Below are 17,011 nucleotides of genomic sequence, written 5' to 3'. Positions count from 1 at the left end.
TACGAAACAGTCATTTAGATTTTGTAACCGTTTGTCGGATGCATTTCAGCTGAACTATTGGATTTGGATTCAGCGCAGTGGCTGGATTGCAGTGGCATCTGACGCCTTCGAGACCGTTGGAGAGCGATAAATGGACGCTCTTGAGGTTTTGGCATGGTATTCAGTAGCTATTAGGAAAAAACTACAGGAAGAGATAGTGTCGCCGGTCGTGACACGCCCCATTCGACCCAATGCAGCCGTTTAGCGTGGGCGCGGGGATCTGCCAAAAAACGTCTAAGCGCTTAGACGCACGAATCGAATCCCACTGTATGGCATTTCCCTAGCGCAGCATGGCCTTTTGACTCTATGATACAGCTCAAACCTCGGATGGTAACTGTACGCACATGAAGTCAGATGACGAAGAGTACAAGCTTTACGAAAAAATTTACCTCGCAGAATCCGAGCGAAAAGAAAAACTGATGTCTCGTCTCAATCTACCGTTGGCAATGATTGTGGCACTGCTTAGTTTTCTTTCTTACCTGTTGTCGAAAGCACCAAGCGTAGAGACTTCCGAAGGGGTTGTCTTTTGGACTGCTTATCTTATGGCTGGAGTTTATCTCTTAGTGGGGATGGCCCACTTTTCAAAAGCCTGGCGAGTCCGCAAGGACGATTTGGTTATCCCGACTGCTGAAAAGCTTGAAAGTCACCGGAAGTCGTTGCTCGAGTATTATGGCGGAAATGTCGAGCTAGCCAACGGGCAGTTTATGCAGACCATGATGGACTATTATATTATGGGTGCAACGAGAAATGCGACGAATAATGACAGCCGTAGTGCCCAGTTAGACCAGTTTTCAAAATATGTAATTTACGCTGTTGTCGCCTCAGTTATCGCATTTGTTCCAGCATATTCAGCAAATCACAACAAGGAGATATATGATGTCCGACCAAAAGCCTCCACCTCCGCCACCTCCACCGATGCGCAATGTTCGAGGTGATGTCCCTTTGCCAAATCGCGAGCTACCGCCAGCCCCACAGCCCAAGAAAGGTTAAGTCGATAGAGAAGTCAACCCTGAGCTGCTAAAAGCACCCCAAGGGTTGACTCTTCTCTGAAATGGAGCGGGATTTCGCAATTCTCAAACGCAGTAAAAACATGGAGTTATTCAATGAAAACGCGCGTATTCATTTCTTTCGATTACGACAACGATGTAGTCTTGAAAACTTTTCTCGTCGGCCAAGCGAAGCTTGATGACAGCCCTTTTGATCTAGCGGACTGGTCGATCAAAGAACACATTGATGACAACTGGAAGGCAAAGGCTCGAGCGAGAATTAAAGCAGTTGATGTCGTTTGCGTATTATGTGGTGTGAAAACCGATACGGCCGTCGGAGTAAGTGCTGAAGTAAAAATTGCTCAGGAAGAGGGGGTTCCGTATTTTTTCCTAAAAGGCTACTCCGAAGCTGTATGTGTAAAACCCAAAGCGGCATTACTAAGCGACAAAATTTATAACTGGACTTGGGATAACCTGAAGGTTTTGATCGGCGGGGGACGATAATGAAAAAGGCTTTGGTAATTGGCATAGATAATTATCCTACTGCCCCGCTGATGGGTTGTGTCAATGACGCAGTTGCTATTGCTGAACTTCTGGAGAATGATGGAAATGGCGATCCTAACTTTTCTGTTATTAAATTGGTTAGCAATGAGCAGGATGTAACGAGTGAATCGCTGATTAACGCGATCTCTGAGCTATTCAGCGGAGAAGCTGATACAGCGCTTCTATATTTCGCTGGGCATGGAATCATCGTTCCTGAGACAAATGCGGGATATATTGTAAGTTGTGATGGGCGTCGAGGCGCCTGGGGTACTTCACTTTCTGAAATTCTTGGACTGGCAAATAAAGCTCATCCGAAGATAAAGTCTTGCGTGATCATCCTTGATTGTTGCCATTCGGGTTACGCTGGAGAAGTGGCAGGAGTTGATGGTAATGCCTCAGCTATCGGTACTGGGGTCACTATATTGACTGCGAGCCATCGCGAAGGTGGCGCAATGGAGGAAGATGGTCGGGGGATTTTCACGGATATTTTGCTTGATGGTCTTAGGGGCGGCTGTTCGGATATTCTAGGCAACATCACGCCAGCCGCAATTTATTCCCATGTGGATCAAACCCTTGGGCCATGGGAGCAGCGGCCAATGTATAAAGCAAATGTTCAACACTTTGTAACATTGCGAAAAGTTGAGCCGAAAGTCCCAAAAGATGTTTTGCGAAGGCTGGTTACATACTTTCCAAACAAGACTGATATATTTGCGCTTGATCCGTCTTTTGAGCCCGACAGAATAAACGTGCCAGAGGAGTTTAGGCATTTACCGGTTAATGATGAACATGTAAATATCTTTAAAGAGCTCCAAAAATGTAATCGTTACGGACTAGTAGTGCCTGTAGATGCTGACCATATGTTTTACGCTGCCATCAACTCGACGGGATGCAAGTTGACAGGCCTTGGGGCGCATTATAGAAAACTAGCAGAGATGAAAAGAATATAATTTTAGTTTGTCTCCTGCTGGATATGGGAGGCAGTAAAACATACGACACTCAGGAAGGAGACCTTGCAGTAGTCTCCCTCCTGCCTTCAAAAAACCTCTCATTGGTAAGAGAGTCAATTGTTGTGCTTTAAAGCTAGCTGTCTAGTTTGGTTTGCTTTATGATGAAATTTAAATAGCGCATCACTTGCTCTTTATCGCTATCTTTTTCTTTTTCTGAAAGTTCTAGGTATGGCGTTTCCATTTGCCGCTCCCATCTATAGACTAGTTCGCGAGGAATCGTCAGGGAACCGTCATCATTCTTTGAGCACTGAGAGTGAAGATATTTCTGCCAATGTGCCCAGCGATCATGTTCGATTGCGGCTAGTGGCTCTAGTAGTTCCAATAAATTTTGCGCTAACATTTGTCTGCTCCTTTGTCCGGTAAATTTTAGTAATTTCTGAGATGCAAAACTGTCGCGACTTATAAAGTAAGTTGGGGGCTCTAGATTCAACTCAGTTCAAAATACCGTGTTTTTCATCACGATTCTAGTTTATTACGTACGTTATCAATCCAATCCTGTACAGCCGAAACGAACTAGAAGCGCAGGCTTACACCCGTCTTTGCCATCTAAATGCCCTTTTTTTGACACGCGGAATGACTGATAGTTGCCGGTTGCAGATGACGCGTTGTCAATTTCAGGTCGACCTCTACCGATGAAGGACACGAATGATACTGGTTACATTCGGTGCAGAAGCTTGCTCAGCCCGAATGCCATTGACTGATTAGAACAGTGACTGACCTTAGCCCGATTTGCGAAGCAGTCGCTACGTATAACTCACGAAATTTCAGCTATCTTTGGGATGCAAAATGGTAAGATTTGATACAGATTGGTTAGCTCGTAGCTCACGATTTTCTGCAGCTAGCATCTCGTTTAAAGAAGCTAGATCAGCGATTTTGACCAATAATTTCTGCCTCTCATCACGCAACAGAGTATTTTTTTCGCGCTCAGCGATCAGATCCTGATGCTTAACTTCACGCTGAACTCGGCTGCTACGTCCTTGAGCATCACGAATGGCTTCAGCGATACCAGGATAGTGATTGTGAATCAGAGCGGTGGAAACACCGGCTTCTCGTGCCACAGCTGCGATCGTTATTCGTGTTTCCCCTGAACGTGAGCGACCGCGTTGAATGCGCAGAAGAGCGAGTTCTAAATCTTTTTTACGGCTGTCAGCAGGCTTGCGTGTAGTAGTCATGACCTTTCACTCCTGAATATAGCCGAGCTCTAGTAACACTGTCTTGCAACGCTCTAGATCGCGGAGAACCCGGCGGCGTCCGCCTTCACCAATGTCATCGTACTGTAGAAGGTCTATCAACTGGTCCGCAGCAGAGCTATATACACTTGCGTGCTGTGCGCCTACAACACTACTTGTGCAGCCACCGCAGCGGGTACGTTCAGTCGAGTTGCCAACACAACGGTCATCATCAGCGGTACACCAGGCGTGCCCGTTGCTTCGAATAGCAGTACTTTCGGCTATCGCTTTAACCATCGAAGAATGATCCTTGAATAAAGTTAAATTATTAGGATCTCGTTTCCAGCGACCTAACGATTTTCCGTATCCGCCACTCAGCGAGTCTGACTCTAGCCACTGGCTGACTGTATCGGTTTTGATATCCCCGAGCTCAGACTCAATCTCATCAAACAAATCCAAGTCGAAATGCTGACCCCAGTCTTGATCCATGGCATAACCTAGTGTCATATTCATAGACCAATGGGTGAAATGCTGACGAAGATATCTGAGATCACCAAACCTACTGTGCGCTGCATAATTTGCAAACTTTCGTCGAAATTGGTGCGTCGCGAGATCCCACGACAGTCCAGCGCGCCTGGAGAACCTTTTTAGGTTCTCATTCCATGTTGAACCGGTCAGCGTTCGGATAACGCGAATGTTATCACTCATGGTCGCTAAAAATAGTGAATCTCGGTGTAACATGGCTTCCGCAGTTAGCGGATCGGCGGGGTTTTGAATTGTTCGCAGGTTTATTTCCGCTTCAATGCGCTGCTGGTATGGTACAGCCCACCGCTCCAGCAGTTCATGCGTTGTTATCGCAATTTCCGGAACCATCCAATCGTGGATACCACTTTTCGTTTTCTGTGTTTCGGTCCTGAGCCAATGATAAACCGTGCCGTCATCGCCTTCTGTAGAATGCCGGCTACCAGTTTTAAGATTTGCTAGCTCATGGTTTCTACAGCCAGAAACGCTTGCCAGCACGATGTAACATGATGTCCTGAGGTCAAGCAGGGCCAAGTTGAACGCCACCAATCCTCCAATCCAGCCGCGTTCAGTCAGCCGACGATTCTGGGCAGATTGGGTCATCCTGAACACTTGATGCTGCAGGGAGAGCGCGACACTATCCAACTCATCTCGAAGATCTAAGAGCCAGCTGCCTTTTGTAATGTTTTGGTGCGCGGCACTGAATAATGCGCAGAAAACATCATCAGGTATAATTGGTGTCTTGCCCGAGGTGCTATTAGCCAAAGCGCTGGATGCCCGAGCGATTGATGCAGCGGCTCCATTTGGCCAGGGATGCCGAGGCATTGGGTCAGCAGTGTACTGACTCAGTTCATATATTGCTTCAACTGCAGCAAAGCGTCGCGTTAATGAGCTCGCAGACAGCGGTTTACCTTTGTAGCGATTGGTTTGGATTATTGAGTAACAGGTTTGGATGTAGGAAGTACATGCCAACGTAACCACAGAAGCCATGCTGGTAATTTGAATGGATTTCAAATAATGGACGAATGGTAGAAAGTTCTCAAAAAGGTTTCGCACGGTACTTGCACTTGGCCGCTTTTGTCCAGGCAAACCTCTTCTCATATACCTAAACAGAATTAACTTAAGGAGACGCTGAAAAATTAACCCGTTCGCACCGTCTTCATTTCCAAGCCGGTTTTTTTCAACCTGCCGGCCTTGCTTTGCGTTTCTCGGGCAGATTTCTGCCCTCCTTTTGCTGATTGGCGGGCCAGTCCCGCCTTTCAGACGGATTTATCCTGCCGCCTGTTGCAAATACCGCTTGGCCAGCATCAGATTGGCCAACCCAAACAAACTGAACAACTGCGCTGTATTCTTTTCCAGCCCACGGTAGCGAACCTTGCGATGATTGAAGCGCACCTTGATTACCTGGAAGGGGTGCTCGACCTTGGCGCGCAGTTGCGCCTTGGCATATTCAATTTTACGCTTGACCCGATACAGCACGCTGCCTTCGCCGTGCTGCTTGTAACTGCTTGGCCGTGCTGCAATCGACCAGATAACGTCCCGTTCAGCATGCTCCGGTCGCTTGGCCGCACCGGTGTATCCAGCGTCACCCGAAACATAGGTTTCGTCACCGTGCAGCAACTGGCCAACCTGGGTGACATCCGCCACGTTAGCGGCCGTCCCTACTACGCTGTGCACCAGCCCCGACGTGGCGTCTACACCAATGTGGGCCTTCATCCCGAAGTGCCATTGATTGCCTTTCCTGGCCTGATGCATCTCAGGATCACGCTTGCCTTCTCGGTTCTTGACCGAGGGCGGCGCGGCGATCAGGGTAGCGTCGACGATAGTGCCTTCCTTGAGCAGCAGCCCCCGGCTGGCCAGATGCTGGTTAATCGTTTCAAACAGCAGCCGCGTTAGCTGATGGGTTTCCAGCAAGCGGCGAAAACGCAGCAAGGTGGTGGCATCCGGTGCCGACTCGCGACCCAGGTCGATACCCATAAAACCGCGGATGGCCTGGCTGTCGTAGACGGCATCTTCGCAACCTTCATCGGAGAAACCGAAACACTGCTGCACGACGTACATGCGCAACATGCGCGACACCCCTATCGCAGGGCGTCCGCGCTTGCCTGCGGTGTTGCTATAAAACGGCGCCACTTGCGCCTCCAGCTGGGCCCAGGGCACCAACTGTTCAAGGTCAGCCAGGAAGCGATCTCGGCGAGTCTGCTTTTTCTTGCCGGTATATTGTAAGCGATCCACCAACCACACCTACCATCAGATGCGGCTTCCGTTTATCTTGGCATTTCCGGTGAGCAGTTCCACGGCAGCAACGCCTCATAGTCGGCCACCGACTGCGCAAGTGGCAACCTCTCCAGTACGTGGCGCAGCCACGTATAGGGCTCCTGGCCGTTGACCTTGGCGGTCTCGACCAAGCTATAGATCTGTGCACTGGCGGTGGCGCCTTTAGGCGTGTCGCTGAACAGCCAGGCTTTGCGCCCAATAACAAACGGCTTTATTGCGCGCTCTGCCGGGTTGTTGTCGATCGGTAAAAAGCCGGCTTCCACGTAACGCTTCAGCCGACTCCAGTTATTCGCCAGATAACCAACTGCCTTGCCCAGCACGCTTTGCGGCGTCACGTGGGACTGAGTTTTATCCAGCCAGCTTTTCAACTGAGCCAAGATTGGCAGGCTTTTCTCCTGCCGACCGGTAAAGCGCTGTTCGTCGCTGCCGTCTTTCAATTCGCGCTCGATACCGTACAGCTTATTGATCATCGTCAGCGCGATATCGGCACGCCCGGTCTTGCCTTTAGGTTGCACTTTTTGTGCTTCGACAAATTTGCGCCGCGCATGGGCCATACACGCCAAGCGCTCCACGCCCGGTTGTAACGCCAGCGCGTTATAGCCCGCGTAATCATCAGTCATCACATAGCCGCGATAACTTTCCAGCAGCCGTAACGGTACGTCCTGCGCGCGGCTGGAAGTGTAGTCGAACAATACGACTTTATGATCTGGAGGCCCGCTGGCCTGTACCCACATCCAGGATTGGCTGGTCGGGTCTCGATCTGGTTCTTTCAGTACCTGAACGCGGGTTTCGTCACAGTGGATGACCGGGCTTTCCAGCAATCGATCACGCATCAGATTTAACAGCGGCTGCAAATGTTCGCCGCACTGGATAATCCAGCGGGCCAACGTTTGACGCGGGATTTCTATGCCATGTCGGCTTAGCACCGTTTCAAAACGATGCAGCGGCAAGCCGTCGACATACTTGGTGGTCAGCAGCATGGCCAACACGCTGGGGCTGGCCATGCTCTTTTCAATCAACTGCGCAGGCTTGCCGGCTGTGACCGGTGCCGACTCACAGCCACGACAGCCGTAGACTTTGCGGATGTGTTTGATCACCCGAATCTGCATCGGCACGATATCCAGTTGCTCGCTGGTTTCCTCGCTGACGACATGCTTGCGGCAACCGCAGGCACAGGTCAGTTCGTGTTCGGGCAGCTCGTGGATGACTTCAATGCGCGGCAGATCAGCCGACAGTGGCTTGCGCTTGCCACGGCGTGGCGCAGGAGCAACTACTTCCTCATCAGCATCGCCGACCGGGAGCATAGGCTCGCTTTCAGGTTCATTGAACAAGGCAAGTTGAGGGGTATTAGGCTCGACGGTTTGTTCGGACTTTCGACCAAAAATACGGTCACGCAGCAGCTTGATCTGCTCTTTGAGATCAACGATGTGAGTGGCGTAGGCGTCTTTAACTTCCTGTTCGCGCGAGCGTGCTTCGTAGCTCTCAAGCAGCATCTGTTTGAGCAATACGGGATCGTCAGGAAGGTTGTCGGGCAATGGTCGCATGCCCTGGATTATACCCGTCAGGCAACAAACCTTGGAGTCAAAATCTTATGAGGACGGTTGCGCCACAGATCAAATCCATCCAGCAGCCAATTCAATTCCTGAACCGTCAGCACAATGGCTTCGTCGACATCATCTGGCGAGATTTTGAAACGCTCGGACTCGAGACGCTTGAGCCAAAGGCAGAAGCCGTTACGCTCCCAATACAAAATCTTCACTCGATTCCGGGATTTGTTGAGAAAGACAAAGAGCACCGGATCAAAGACCGCCACTTTAATATCCAACTCGACCAAAGCAGCTAAGCCATCGATGGATTTTCTGAAATCCACGGGTTTGGGATAGAGGTAGACTTTCTCGACTTTGGCGTCGGGTCGCATCATGGTGCTGGCTCCTGAAAGAAAACGGGAGCACAGCATCAGGCGTCAGCCAGTGGCTTGAAATGTGGGGTTCGTGGATCGGATACGGTATATTCGAGTTCGGAGAAGGTTTTCTGCACGCGCGTAACGCTCACGGAGAGGGAGGCTGGTTGAAGGAACTTAGTGTGCCAAGGGTGGGGACAGTTGGCTATTTTTGCAGCGCCTCCTTAATAACAGGTTGGAACTCAATAGGAAGTCTGTTGAAATCGACTTCCCTAGCGTGGTAGGGAACGTTCGATGGAAATCCGTTTAATCTCCACGTTGAGTCACCCAATCGGCTAGTGACTACCCATAAACCTTCGACCTTGATAGCGCTTATGATAGTTAGATCACGCTCATTGGCAGGGATTTGCTCGATATTGACAGGGAAAGATTGCTCCCAGTGGTCATCTAGATTTGGGTCATCAATACTTGCGTTCAAAGAAATGCCTCTAATGAGTTCAATGCATCGCAGGTCCAAAACGGGTGCGGAGTATTTCTGGCGCGAGTTCGCGCTATCTCGACCTCTTCAGGTTTAAATATTTTCCTGCGCAAACCTTCTTCGATGATGTAGTTGTCGATAAGGCGAGGGATATGGCTTAGTTCTTTCTCCCAACGTATCTTGCCTATGCTCGATCGTTCAGAATAAATTCGATAGTAAAAGCTGAACAGCTTGTAAAGATCGTCAGCTGTCACCGCGTAATGCTTGCAGCGCACGCAGTTGAGGAAGGAAAAACATACCCCTCCGCTAGATTTTGGTGCGAACTGGCCTTCTTCAGGATCTCTGCATTTTCCAACGGGGGTGGGGTGAAACGTTGCACCAATAGTTTTGGTCATGAGTTCCCGAACTAAAAACTCGCCCATAAACTTCCAGTTTCGCTTGGATTCGGTGGTTGGCCTTAGATAGTCTTGCTCTGTCACAGCGGGTGTATTGCCTAGTGCAATTGCGGTAAGTTGAATATTTCCGCCAAGCAATTCATAAATACGGTTTGCAAATGTTTTGCGCAGTCTAGAAACATTCAGCTGCAATGGCTTTCCATCTGTGTCCTTAAGGTCATACTCCTTAACTAGTTTCTGAATCGCGAATTTCAGCATGGCATCGTTTAGCTCGACTACCTTTCCCCGTGCGGACGCAGCCTGTCCACGATAAATCCAGGCGCGATTGGCGATGTCCTCCGGTGCGTCGCTGAGCAGGCCACTGGTCAGGTGCAGAACTCTGCGTATGAGTTGTTCGATGTTTGTTCTAACGGTCGGAATGGACTCAAGCGCTCGATCTTGTGGAGGTGGGGAACGAAGTGTAGATTTGTATGACGTGTGGCCTCTGCGCTTCCAGAGCACTAGAAAAGTAAGATTGTCTTTAGGATGTGCCCGCAGGCAGTTTCTATCCATTTCCAGCAGTGGAGTTGTGTTACGGCCGGTGTGCAGAGCAATCGTTAACAACGCATACGAGAGTAAAGAGCTCGTGATAACTACATCATCCTTCCAAATAGGCGCGGTTGCTAATTTCAACGCAGCCGCTACTTCTTGACGTTGACGCTTGGGAATAGGCGACGGCCCATCTGTTTTTGGAGTGTTTGGAAAAGGGTTTTTTGGGAACGTGGCATGGTCTCCAGAATCAACATATGCAATCAGACCACGAGCACATAAAGCCATTAAAATTGACTTGGCAGCTGTGAAGTTGGATCGCTGGGACTGTCTGCTTATTGCCAGATCGTTCAGATAACCAAGAAATCCATCAATTAGACTTCGATCAACATCTGCCAGACGCAACTCACGCTCGTAAGCCTTAGCACGCAGCATGACGTAGTCTAGAAAGTGTCTTAAACCACCTTTGCAGAGGCTTGCAACGGTGGATGGCTCAATGTCGCGATCTTGCCTTGCAACAAATCGTTCAATCTGTCGTTGACACGCGTACGCAATTTCATCAATGTCAGCTCGATACCATCTTTCAAAATCAATCCACCTCATGCGCGTGGCATTTTTACCAATATCAACTCGAGTCACTTCTGGCGGAAACCGATCGGTTAATTTGAGCGTTTGATTCTCAGTGCTAAAGTTATGGTTGACGGCCGGAATGGAAAGATCCGTCGTTATGAAGGTCTTCTTCTTACCTGTCATGCAACCTCACTAAGATTTGCTAACTCGTCGTCATACGCAAGAACTGCTTCATCGGCTAAGGCGTTGACTAGATGCAAGTAAACCATTGTAGTTTGAATCGAGCTGTGACCGAGCTGTCTTTGCAAGAAAACCAGAGGCTCGATTTCGCTGTTTTTCTGTAGCGATAAAAGCGTTTGCGTAGCATAGGTATGGCGTAGCATATGCGTGCTTACGACTATGCTGACTTTCTTGCCGATATTGCGTATTGTTCGGCATATGCTTTTACCGAAATCTGCATAAGGCTCGCCTCTGTGATTCAGAAAAAGCTCCTTAGCATTGGAATTCGCCAGTGTGGATCGTTCTCCACGCATCTTCGTCAGGTACGCATGGAGTTCTAGCATGAATCGTCTGCTGATGAAGATGTCCCGCATCTTGCTTCTCTTGGTACGCATGCCTGTTCCATCACGAGGGTCGAGGCGGATTTGAATGTTGCGTGAAGTGTTTTTCCCTTTTTCTGGGTTAAACACGTATGCAGTGGGAAACGACGCGATCTCGTCTTGGCGCATCCCTGTATGTAGAGCGAACCGAATCATCATGCGATGGTGGGGGTTCTGGGCGTGTGTCAGAAGTTCTTTAACTTCACTCATTCTGAGGAAGCGTGGCAGACTCTTGGTTAGCACCGGCAGCACGTCTTTAACGAGCACTGTTTTCGACGCTATTGGATGACGACTAGAGTTGAAAGAACGGGATTTTACCTCTCGCGAAACTTCATTGTAAGGTAACTTCTCAGTCCATTTGTTTTTTAATGAGAAGTCGTAAAACTCACAAACATATCTCACGCGTTGCCGTATCGTTGAGGTGGCAAGGCTGCATGTATCCCGGCAGTAATCCCTATAACCGGTGACAAGATCCTTTTTCTCGCCACGATCAACGTCCTTCCAGTGGAGACTATGCGCCTGGAGAAAGCTGAAGTAATCGTAAAGAGCCCGGCCTGTACTTTCCCATGACCTCCTTGAGCCAATCTCTCCCCTGAGTGTCACCGCCACTGTAAAAATGACCCCCTAACGCCAACCTAGAATTGACCCCCCTGGGTAAAACTGGCGGCTTTGAGCTGCCAATATGTTGACCCAGGAGCAGTCTGTGGAAATTAAAGTGTTGGCCCGTCAGGGCCATGGCATCAAATTCATCGCCCGTGAGCTGGGTATTTCGCGTAACACCGTGCGCAAGTACCTGCGAAAGGCCCGGTCGCTACCCAGTGACAAGGTGAGACCCGCACGTCCGTGCAAAATCGACCCCTTCAAGGACTACCTGCACGAGCGTATTGAGGCGGCGCGCCCACACTGGATTCCGGCGACCGTCCTGCTGCGTGAGATCACGGCATTGGGGTACAGCGGCGGCGTCAGTCGTCTGAAGGCTTATATTCGCCCCTTCAAACGTAAGGCAGAAGAGCCGGTGGTACGTTTCGAGACACTGCCCGGCAAGCAGATACAGGTGGACTTCACCACCATTCGACGAGGCCGTCAGCCGCTTAAGGCGTTCGTGGCGACACTTGGTTTTAGTCGAGCAAGCTTTGTCCGTTTCTCCGAGCGAGAGGACAGCGAAGCCTGGCTGACAGGGCTTCGGGAGGCGTTCGCTTACTTTGGCGGCGTGCCCGAGCAGGCATTGTTTGATAACGCCGGAACCATCATCACCGAGCGAGATGCTTTTGGGGAGGGCCAGCACCGTTGGCATCCCCGATTGGCTGCGCTGGCCGATGAGTTTGGTTTTATTCCCAAGGTCTGCCGCCCTTACCGTGCCCAGACCAAGGGCAAGGTTGAGCGCTTCAACGGGTATCTGAAGGGCAGTTTCATTACCCCGTTGGCCGCTACGCTCAAGAGTGCGGGTCTGACGCTGGATGTGGTGACGGCCAACGCACATATCGGCCAATGGCTCGACGAAGTCGCTCATCAGCGGATTCACGGCACGACGGGTGTTCAACCGGCGGTACGTCTGGCCCAAGAGCAGCAGGTACTATTACCACTGCCAACACAGAGCCTGCGCCCACAACCCGCCCAAGGCCTACGCCTGGGACGGGTCCTGCCGTACGAGAGCTTGCAGCATCCGCTGTCGGTTTATGAGCAACTGCTGGAGGTGAGAGCATGAACCTTCAACATGCTCGCCTGACAGAACTATGCAAGGGGCTAAAGCTTGAGCGCGTCGGGGTGGACTGGCCGCACCTGGCCCAACAAGCAGCAAGCGGCGAAGACAGCTTTGCCGACTTCCTCGAAAAGCTGCTGGCTGCCGAGACCGATGCCCGAAGTGAACGCTCTCGACAGGCCCTGCTGAAAACTGCCGCGCTGCCCGCTGTGAAAACGCTGGAGCAATACGACTTCGCGTTTGCCACCGGCGTCCCCCGGGCACAGCTCCAGGAGCTGGCAGCACTGAGTTTTGTTGGACGTGCCGAGAACATCGTGTTCCTGGGGCCTAGTGGTGTAGGCAAGAGCCACCTGGCTATCGCCCTGGCCTACCGGGCAGTGATGGCCGGTATCAAAACCCGCTTCGTCACGGCGGCTGACTTGATGCTGCAACTGACCGCTGCGCACCGCCAGGAACGGCTCAAGGAATACTTCAGTCGTGTGGTGATGGCCCCTGGGTTGTTGGTCATCGATGAAATCGGCTACCTGCCGTTTGGTCGTGATGAAGCCAACCTGTTCTTCAATGTTGTCGCCAAGCGCTACGAGCAAGGCAGCCTGATCCTCACGAGTAACTTGCCGTTTACCCAGTGGGCCGGAACCTTTGCGGATGATCAAACACTGACAGCGGCCATGCTGGACAGGCTGTTACATCATGCCCATATCGTGCAGATGACAGGTGAAAGCTATCGACTCAAGGACAAGCGCAAAGCAGGAACCAAATCTTCTCGGGCCGAACCGGCTCGAAAATATGAACCCGAGGGGGGTCAAAACTAAGTTGGCGATTTAGCACGGAAGGGGGTCACTTTTTAGTTGGCGTTGACACCTGAGCAACGAAGCGCGAAGGAATTCATTGACGGGCGCACAGCTAGCCATGCTGTCCCAAAGCAGGATTGGAAATCCTGCGTACGAATGACCGGCAATCTTGAACGATGATGTTGCCCAGACCAGCTCCATAGCGACAATCCCGAATCTGAGGATGACTGAAAAAGTAGCCTATTGAGTCAGAATGTTTTCTCTCCTAACTGATTGCAAGCCCCCGATAAATAGTTTCTACCGCTCGTCGGAAATAAGCACTTTGTTCAGGCTGTTTTGTGATGTTCCTTCCAAAAAAATGACGCAGCACCCGAATCGACGCGTGCAGATAAATCGGCACCTGCAGCCTATAGCTGGCACTTGGCCGCAATTGGTAAATTGGCATCAAAATAGTGGCATTTGGGTTTTTCAGGCAGTTTTTTGGCGTCATCGAGTTGTCGGCGCTGTTTAAAAAATAAACGATTCAGCCGATAGTCTGCTTGAACGGAACGGGCCAGCACGCCCATTCCAGAGCCCTATTTGCCGGTACGGATGCGTACCTTGCGAGCAACCCATGATCGATCTTGCCACCTGGAATTTGTCCGTACCTGTCGGAGATCCCGCCACCATCATCGAAACGCCCAAGCTGCTCAAGGGGTATCGGGACGGTTATTTTCAATCCGGGGACACGCTGTTTTTCTGGGCACCGGTGACCGGTTCAACGACAGAGAACGCCAAGTACCCGCGCTCCGAGTTACGCGAGACGACGTCCGATGGCAGAGTCTTCAACTGGGCCTATTCGAGCGCCGACAATTTTCTGCGCGCTACGCTGGAAGTCGATCAGGTGCCTTCCACCGGCAAAATCGTGATCGGGCAGATTCACTGCTACCAGAGCACCGAGCCGTTGCTGAAGGTGGAGTATCAGTACAAGGAAAAACTGAAAACCGGCAATATCGTCGCCAAATTCCGTCGTACGCCGGATTCTGAAATCGAGGTGATTACCATCGCGCAGGGTGTGCCACTTGATCAGCAGTTCAGCTATACCATCAACCTGTCGCCTTCCGGCGATCTGACGGTCAGTGCTTTCGACGCGGTCTGGTACGCCAAGCTTGATTCGGCCTGGAGCAGCAAACTGTTCTACTTCAAGGCAGGGGTCTATACCCAGGACAATACCGGCTACACCACCGAGGGCGGTTCGGCGACGTTCTACAAGCTGGCAATCGCTCACGACAAGAAGTCCTGATCGTGACCCGGCGGTTGATCAGGCCGCCGGAAACACCAGACTGAAACAAATCCTGCCGACAGCCGGTTGCGCCACTTCGACACACCCGCCATGCAGGTGCATGATTGCCGTGACGATGGCCAGCCCCAGGCCGTTGGAGTCTGAGCGTTCATGGCGCGAGGCGTCGCCACGATAAAAGCGGTCGAACAGCCGGGCCAGGGTGGCGTGTGGCAGCACCGGCCCCTGGTTTTCCACTTCGATTCGCCACTGCTGATCAACGGTCACTACACGAATCAGAATCTCGCTGTCTTCATCCGCATAACGGATGGCGTTGGCCACCAGGTTGCTCAGGGCGCGACGCAGCAATATCGGATCGGCCAGCAGCGTACCTCGCCCACTGGGGCTCAACTTCAGATTGCGCTCGTCGGCCAGGCCCTCGAAATAACCGGCCACGCGCTGCAATTCATCGTGCAGGTCGAGCGGCTGGCGTTCCAGGGCCGCTTGCGCCTCGTCCGCCCTGGCCAGAAACAGAATGCTTTCGACCAGCCGCGAGATGCGCTCCAGCTCTTCCAGATTGGAAGCCAGCAATGCCTGGTATTCATCGACGCTGCGGTCCTGACGCAGCGCCACCTGGCAATGGCCCATCAGCGAGCCAACCGGCGTGCGGATCTCGTGGGCCAGATCGGCGGAGAACTGCATCAGGCGTCGATAACCGTCGTCAATCCGGTCGAGCATGGCATTGAAGGCATTGCTCAACTGCTGCAACTCGACAGGCGTGTCGTGACTGTCCAGGCGTTTGTGCAGGCTGGCCGGGGTGATCGCTGCAGCGTGCGCGGCCATTTTGCGCAACGGGCGCAGACCGCGTCGCAGCAGTACGTAACCCAGCACGGCGGTGATCAGAAACGCCAGTGCCACGGCGATGTAAATGCTCTGGCGGAAGCTGGCGAGCATGGCCATTTCCTTGACCATCAGGTGCGCGGCCTGCAAGCGCACTTCGACGCCGTTGGACATGACTTGCGCCGCCGCCGCGCGCAACGGCACGCCTTGCAGACTCATGCCGCTGCGCAGGTCATCGACCCGCAGCGGCTGATCCTGGGCAACCGTCGGCAAGTCCGGCAGCGGTGCGTGTTGCGGGTTGACCGAAACCACCGGCGGCTTGCCTGGCTCGCCGATAATAAAGATGTCTTCCTCGCTGTCGAGCATGTTCTCGAACAGTTGCGGGCTGCCTTTGAGGTTGTCCATCGTCAGGTCGTAGCGCAGCAGTTTGCGAAAGTGATCGAGCCGCGCCAGGACCGCGTGGTCGCTGCGTTGCAGCACCGTCTGTTCGATGGACTGGTAGAGATAAAGGCCTGCGCCGCTGACCGTGAGCATTGCCACCAGCGCAAAGGCCAGGGTCGAGCGCAGGGTCAGGGAAGGCTGGCGTCGCATGGCCGCACCTCGCACACATAACCGATGCCGCGCACGGTGTGAATGAGCTTGACCGGGTAGGGCAGGTCGACCTTGCTGCGCAGGCGCTTGATGGCGACGTCCACTACATTGGTGTCGCTGTCGAAATTCATGTCCCAGACTTCCGAGGCAATCTGTGCCCGTGACAGCACATCGCCTTCGCGGCGCAACAAAAGGTGCAGCAGGGCGAACTCCTTGTTGGTCAGCACGATGACCTGTTGCTGACGTGTCACGCGGCGGCGCAACAGGTCGAGTTCCAGGTCGGCCAGATGAAAGTGATCGGCCTCGCGCACCACGCCACGGCGCAGGATGGTGCGAATGCGCAGCAGCAGTTCAGTGAAGGAAAACGGCTTGACCAGGTAATCGTCGGCGCCCAGCTCCAGGCCGCGAATCCGGTCCTGCAATTGATCGCGGGCGGTCAGGAACAACACCGGCACGTCCTGCCGGGCGCGCAGCACTTCGATGATCTGCCAGCCGTCGATACCGGGCAACATCACGTCCAGCACGATCAGGTCGTAGCGGTTTTCCAGCGCCAGGTGCAGGCCGTCGGCGCCGTGCTGGGTCCAGTCCACCTTATAGCCGGATTCGCCCAGGCCCTTCTTCAGGTACTCGCCGGTCTTGGTGTCGTCTTCAATCAGCAGGATATGCATCGTTTTGTCCGCTACGCTTTTGCAGGCACCCTCGGTGCACCGATGCCGAAGTCTAACCAGTTGCCGACGGGGTGTCCGGCGAATGACAAAAATGTCATTGCCCGGTCATTCTGCGGTGCCGGTAGCGGTGCAAGGATGGGTTTCAGATATC

Annotated in this window: 17 protein-coding genes; 6 read left to right on the top strand and 11 right to left on the bottom strand. The window is 52.3% G+C overall.

The annotated features are described in order from the left end of the window. Positions 1–383 precede the first annotated feature (383 nt). The 3 genes from PSPTO_RS18685 to PSPTO_RS18675 all read left to right on the top strand — a co-directional run bounded on the left by PSPTO_RS18685 (position 384) and on the right by PSPTO_RS18675 (position 2,515). Positions 384–974, top strand: coding sequence for a hypothetical protein (locus PSPTO_RS18685; RefSeq protein ID WP_046463356.1), 591 nt, complete (start codon positions 384–386; stop codon positions 972–974). Positions 975–1,142: 168 nt separating this feature from the next. Then, positions 1,143–1,529: a TIR domain-containing protein gene (locus tag PSPTO_RS18680; protein WP_046463357.1), complete on the top strand. Its 387-nt coding sequence runs from the start codon at positions 1,143–1,145 to the stop codon at positions 1,527–1,529. After that, positions 1,529–2,515, top strand: coding sequence for a caspase family protein (locus PSPTO_RS18675; protein WP_011104632.1), 987 nt, complete (start codon positions 1,529–1,531; stop codon positions 2,513–2,515). Before PSPTO_RS18680 ends, PSPTO_RS18675 begins: the two co-directional genes overlap by 1 nt. A 133-nt stretch (positions 2,516–2,648) precedes the next feature. Here the strand turns inward: PSPTO_RS18675 and PSPTO_RS18670 are convergent, their stop codons facing one another. The 8 genes from PSPTO_RS18670 to PSPTO_RS18635 all read right to left on the bottom strand — a co-directional run bounded on the left by PSPTO_RS18670 (position 2,649) and on the right by PSPTO_RS18635 (position 11,622). Next, positions 2,649–2,915: a hypothetical protein gene (locus PSPTO_RS18670; protein ID WP_046463358.1), complete on the bottom strand. Its 267-nt coding sequence runs from the start codon at positions 2,913–2,915 to the stop codon at positions 2,649–2,651. Between the two features lie 424 nt (positions 2,916–3,339). Further along, the gene (locus PSPTO_RS18665) at positions 3,340–3,747 is read right to left on the bottom strand and encodes a TetR family transcriptional regulator (protein WP_080946545.1); all 408 of its coding nucleotides are present in this window, start codon (positions 3,745–3,747) and stop codon (positions 3,340–3,342) included. A gap of 6 nt (positions 3,748–3,753) precedes the next feature. Next, positions 3,754–5,322: an integrase gene (locus PSPTO_RS18660; RefSeq protein WP_162491831.1), complete on the bottom strand. Its 1,569-nt coding sequence runs from the start codon at positions 5,320–5,322 to the stop codon at positions 3,754–3,756. A gap of 213 nt (positions 5,323–5,535) precedes the next feature. Beyond that, the gene (locus PSPTO_RS18655) at positions 5,536–6,501 is read right to left on the bottom strand and encodes an IS5 family transposase (RefSeq protein ID WP_226992643.1); all 966 of its coding nucleotides are present in this window, start codon (positions 6,499–6,501) and stop codon (positions 5,536–5,538) included. 32 nt (positions 6,502–6,533) lie between these two features. Continuing rightward, positions 6,534–8,087, bottom strand: a complete 1,554-nt coding sequence (locus PSPTO_RS18650) for an IS66-like element ISPsy5 family transposase (RefSeq protein ID WP_003409202.1) — start codon at positions 8,085–8,087, stop codon at positions 6,534–6,536. 17 nt (positions 8,088–8,104) lie between these two features. After that, a complete protein-coding gene (gene tnpB / locus PSPTO_RS18645; protein WP_003409203.1) occupies positions 8,105–8,464 on the bottom strand; it encodes an IS66 family insertion sequence element accessory protein TnpB in 360 nt (119 codons plus the stop codon). Positions 8,465–8,917: 453 nt separating this feature from the next. Continuing rightward, the gene (locus PSPTO_RS18640; RefSeq protein ID WP_011104630.1) at positions 8,918–10,597 is read right to left on the bottom strand and encodes a hypothetical protein; all 1,680 of its coding nucleotides are present in this window, start codon (positions 10,595–10,597) and stop codon (positions 8,918–8,920) included. After that, positions 10,594–11,622 (bottom strand): tyrosine-type recombinase/integrase, encoded by a 1,029-nt coding sequence (locus PSPTO_RS18635; protein WP_226992642.1) that lies wholly within the window; start codon positions 11,620–11,622, stop codon positions 10,594–10,596. Before PSPTO_RS18635 ends, PSPTO_RS18640 begins: the two co-directional genes overlap by 4 nt. A 73-nt stretch (positions 11,623–11,695) precedes the next feature. Here PSPTO_RS18635 and istA point away from each other — a divergent pair, with 73 nt between their 5' ends. Then, positions 11,696–12,718 carry an IS21-like element ISPsy4 family transposase gene (istA, locus tag PSPTO_RS18630; RefSeq protein ID WP_002551322.1) on the top strand — a complete coding sequence of 341 codons (1,023 nt, stop codon included), beginning with the start codon at positions 11,696–11,698 and terminating at the stop codon, positions 12,716–12,718. Next, positions 12,715–13,524, top strand: a complete 810-nt coding sequence (gene istB, locus PSPTO_RS18625; protein ID WP_005741073.1) for an IS21-like element ISPsy4 family helper ATPase IstB — start codon at positions 12,715–12,717, stop codon at positions 13,522–13,524. The genes istA and istB overlap by 4 nt, the downstream gene beginning before the upstream one ends. Positions 13,525–13,910: 386 nt before the next feature. Here istB and PSPTO_RS18620 read toward each other — a convergent pair whose 3' ends face one another. Continuing rightward, complete coding sequence (locus PSPTO_RS18620; RefSeq protein ID WP_161797779.1) at positions 13,911–14,063, bottom strand: hypothetical protein; 153 nt, start codon at positions 14,061–14,063, stop codon at positions 13,911–13,913. A gap of 53 nt (positions 14,064–14,116) precedes the next feature. Between PSPTO_RS18620 and PSPTO_RS18615 the strand changes: the two genes are divergently transcribed. Next, positions 14,117–14,785: a polysaccharide lyase family 7 protein gene (locus PSPTO_RS18615; protein WP_003378216.1), complete on the top strand. Its 669-nt coding sequence runs from the start codon at positions 14,117–14,119 to the stop codon at positions 14,783–14,785. 18 nt (positions 14,786–14,803) lie between these two features. On the opposite strand, the gene PSPTO_RS18610 is transcribed toward PSPTO_RS18615, so the two are convergent. Together PSPTO_RS18610 and PSPTO_RS18605 are read right to left on the bottom strand one after the other, a co-directional pair. Further along, positions 14,804–16,192, bottom strand: a complete 1,389-nt coding sequence (locus PSPTO_RS18610; RefSeq protein ID WP_011104627.1) for a heavy metal sensor histidine kinase — start codon at positions 16,190–16,192, stop codon at positions 14,804–14,806. After that, the gene (locus tag PSPTO_RS18605) at positions 16,171–16,860 is read right to left on the bottom strand and encodes a heavy metal response regulator transcription factor (protein WP_002554192.1); all 690 of its coding nucleotides are present in this window, start codon (positions 16,858–16,860) and stop codon (positions 16,171–16,173) included. Before PSPTO_RS18605 ends, PSPTO_RS18610 begins: the two co-directional genes overlap by 22 nt. Positions 16,861–17,011: the final 151 nt, after the last annotated feature.

Origin of the sequence: Pseudomonas syringae pv. tomato str. DC3000, from assembly GCF_000007805.1 — a bacterium.
Classification (GTDB): domain Bacteria; phylum Pseudomonadota; class Gammaproteobacteria; order Pseudomonadales; family Pseudomonadaceae; genus Aquipseudomonas; species Aquipseudomonas avellanae.
This window is presented reverse-complemented; position numbering and strand designations above follow the sequence as displayed.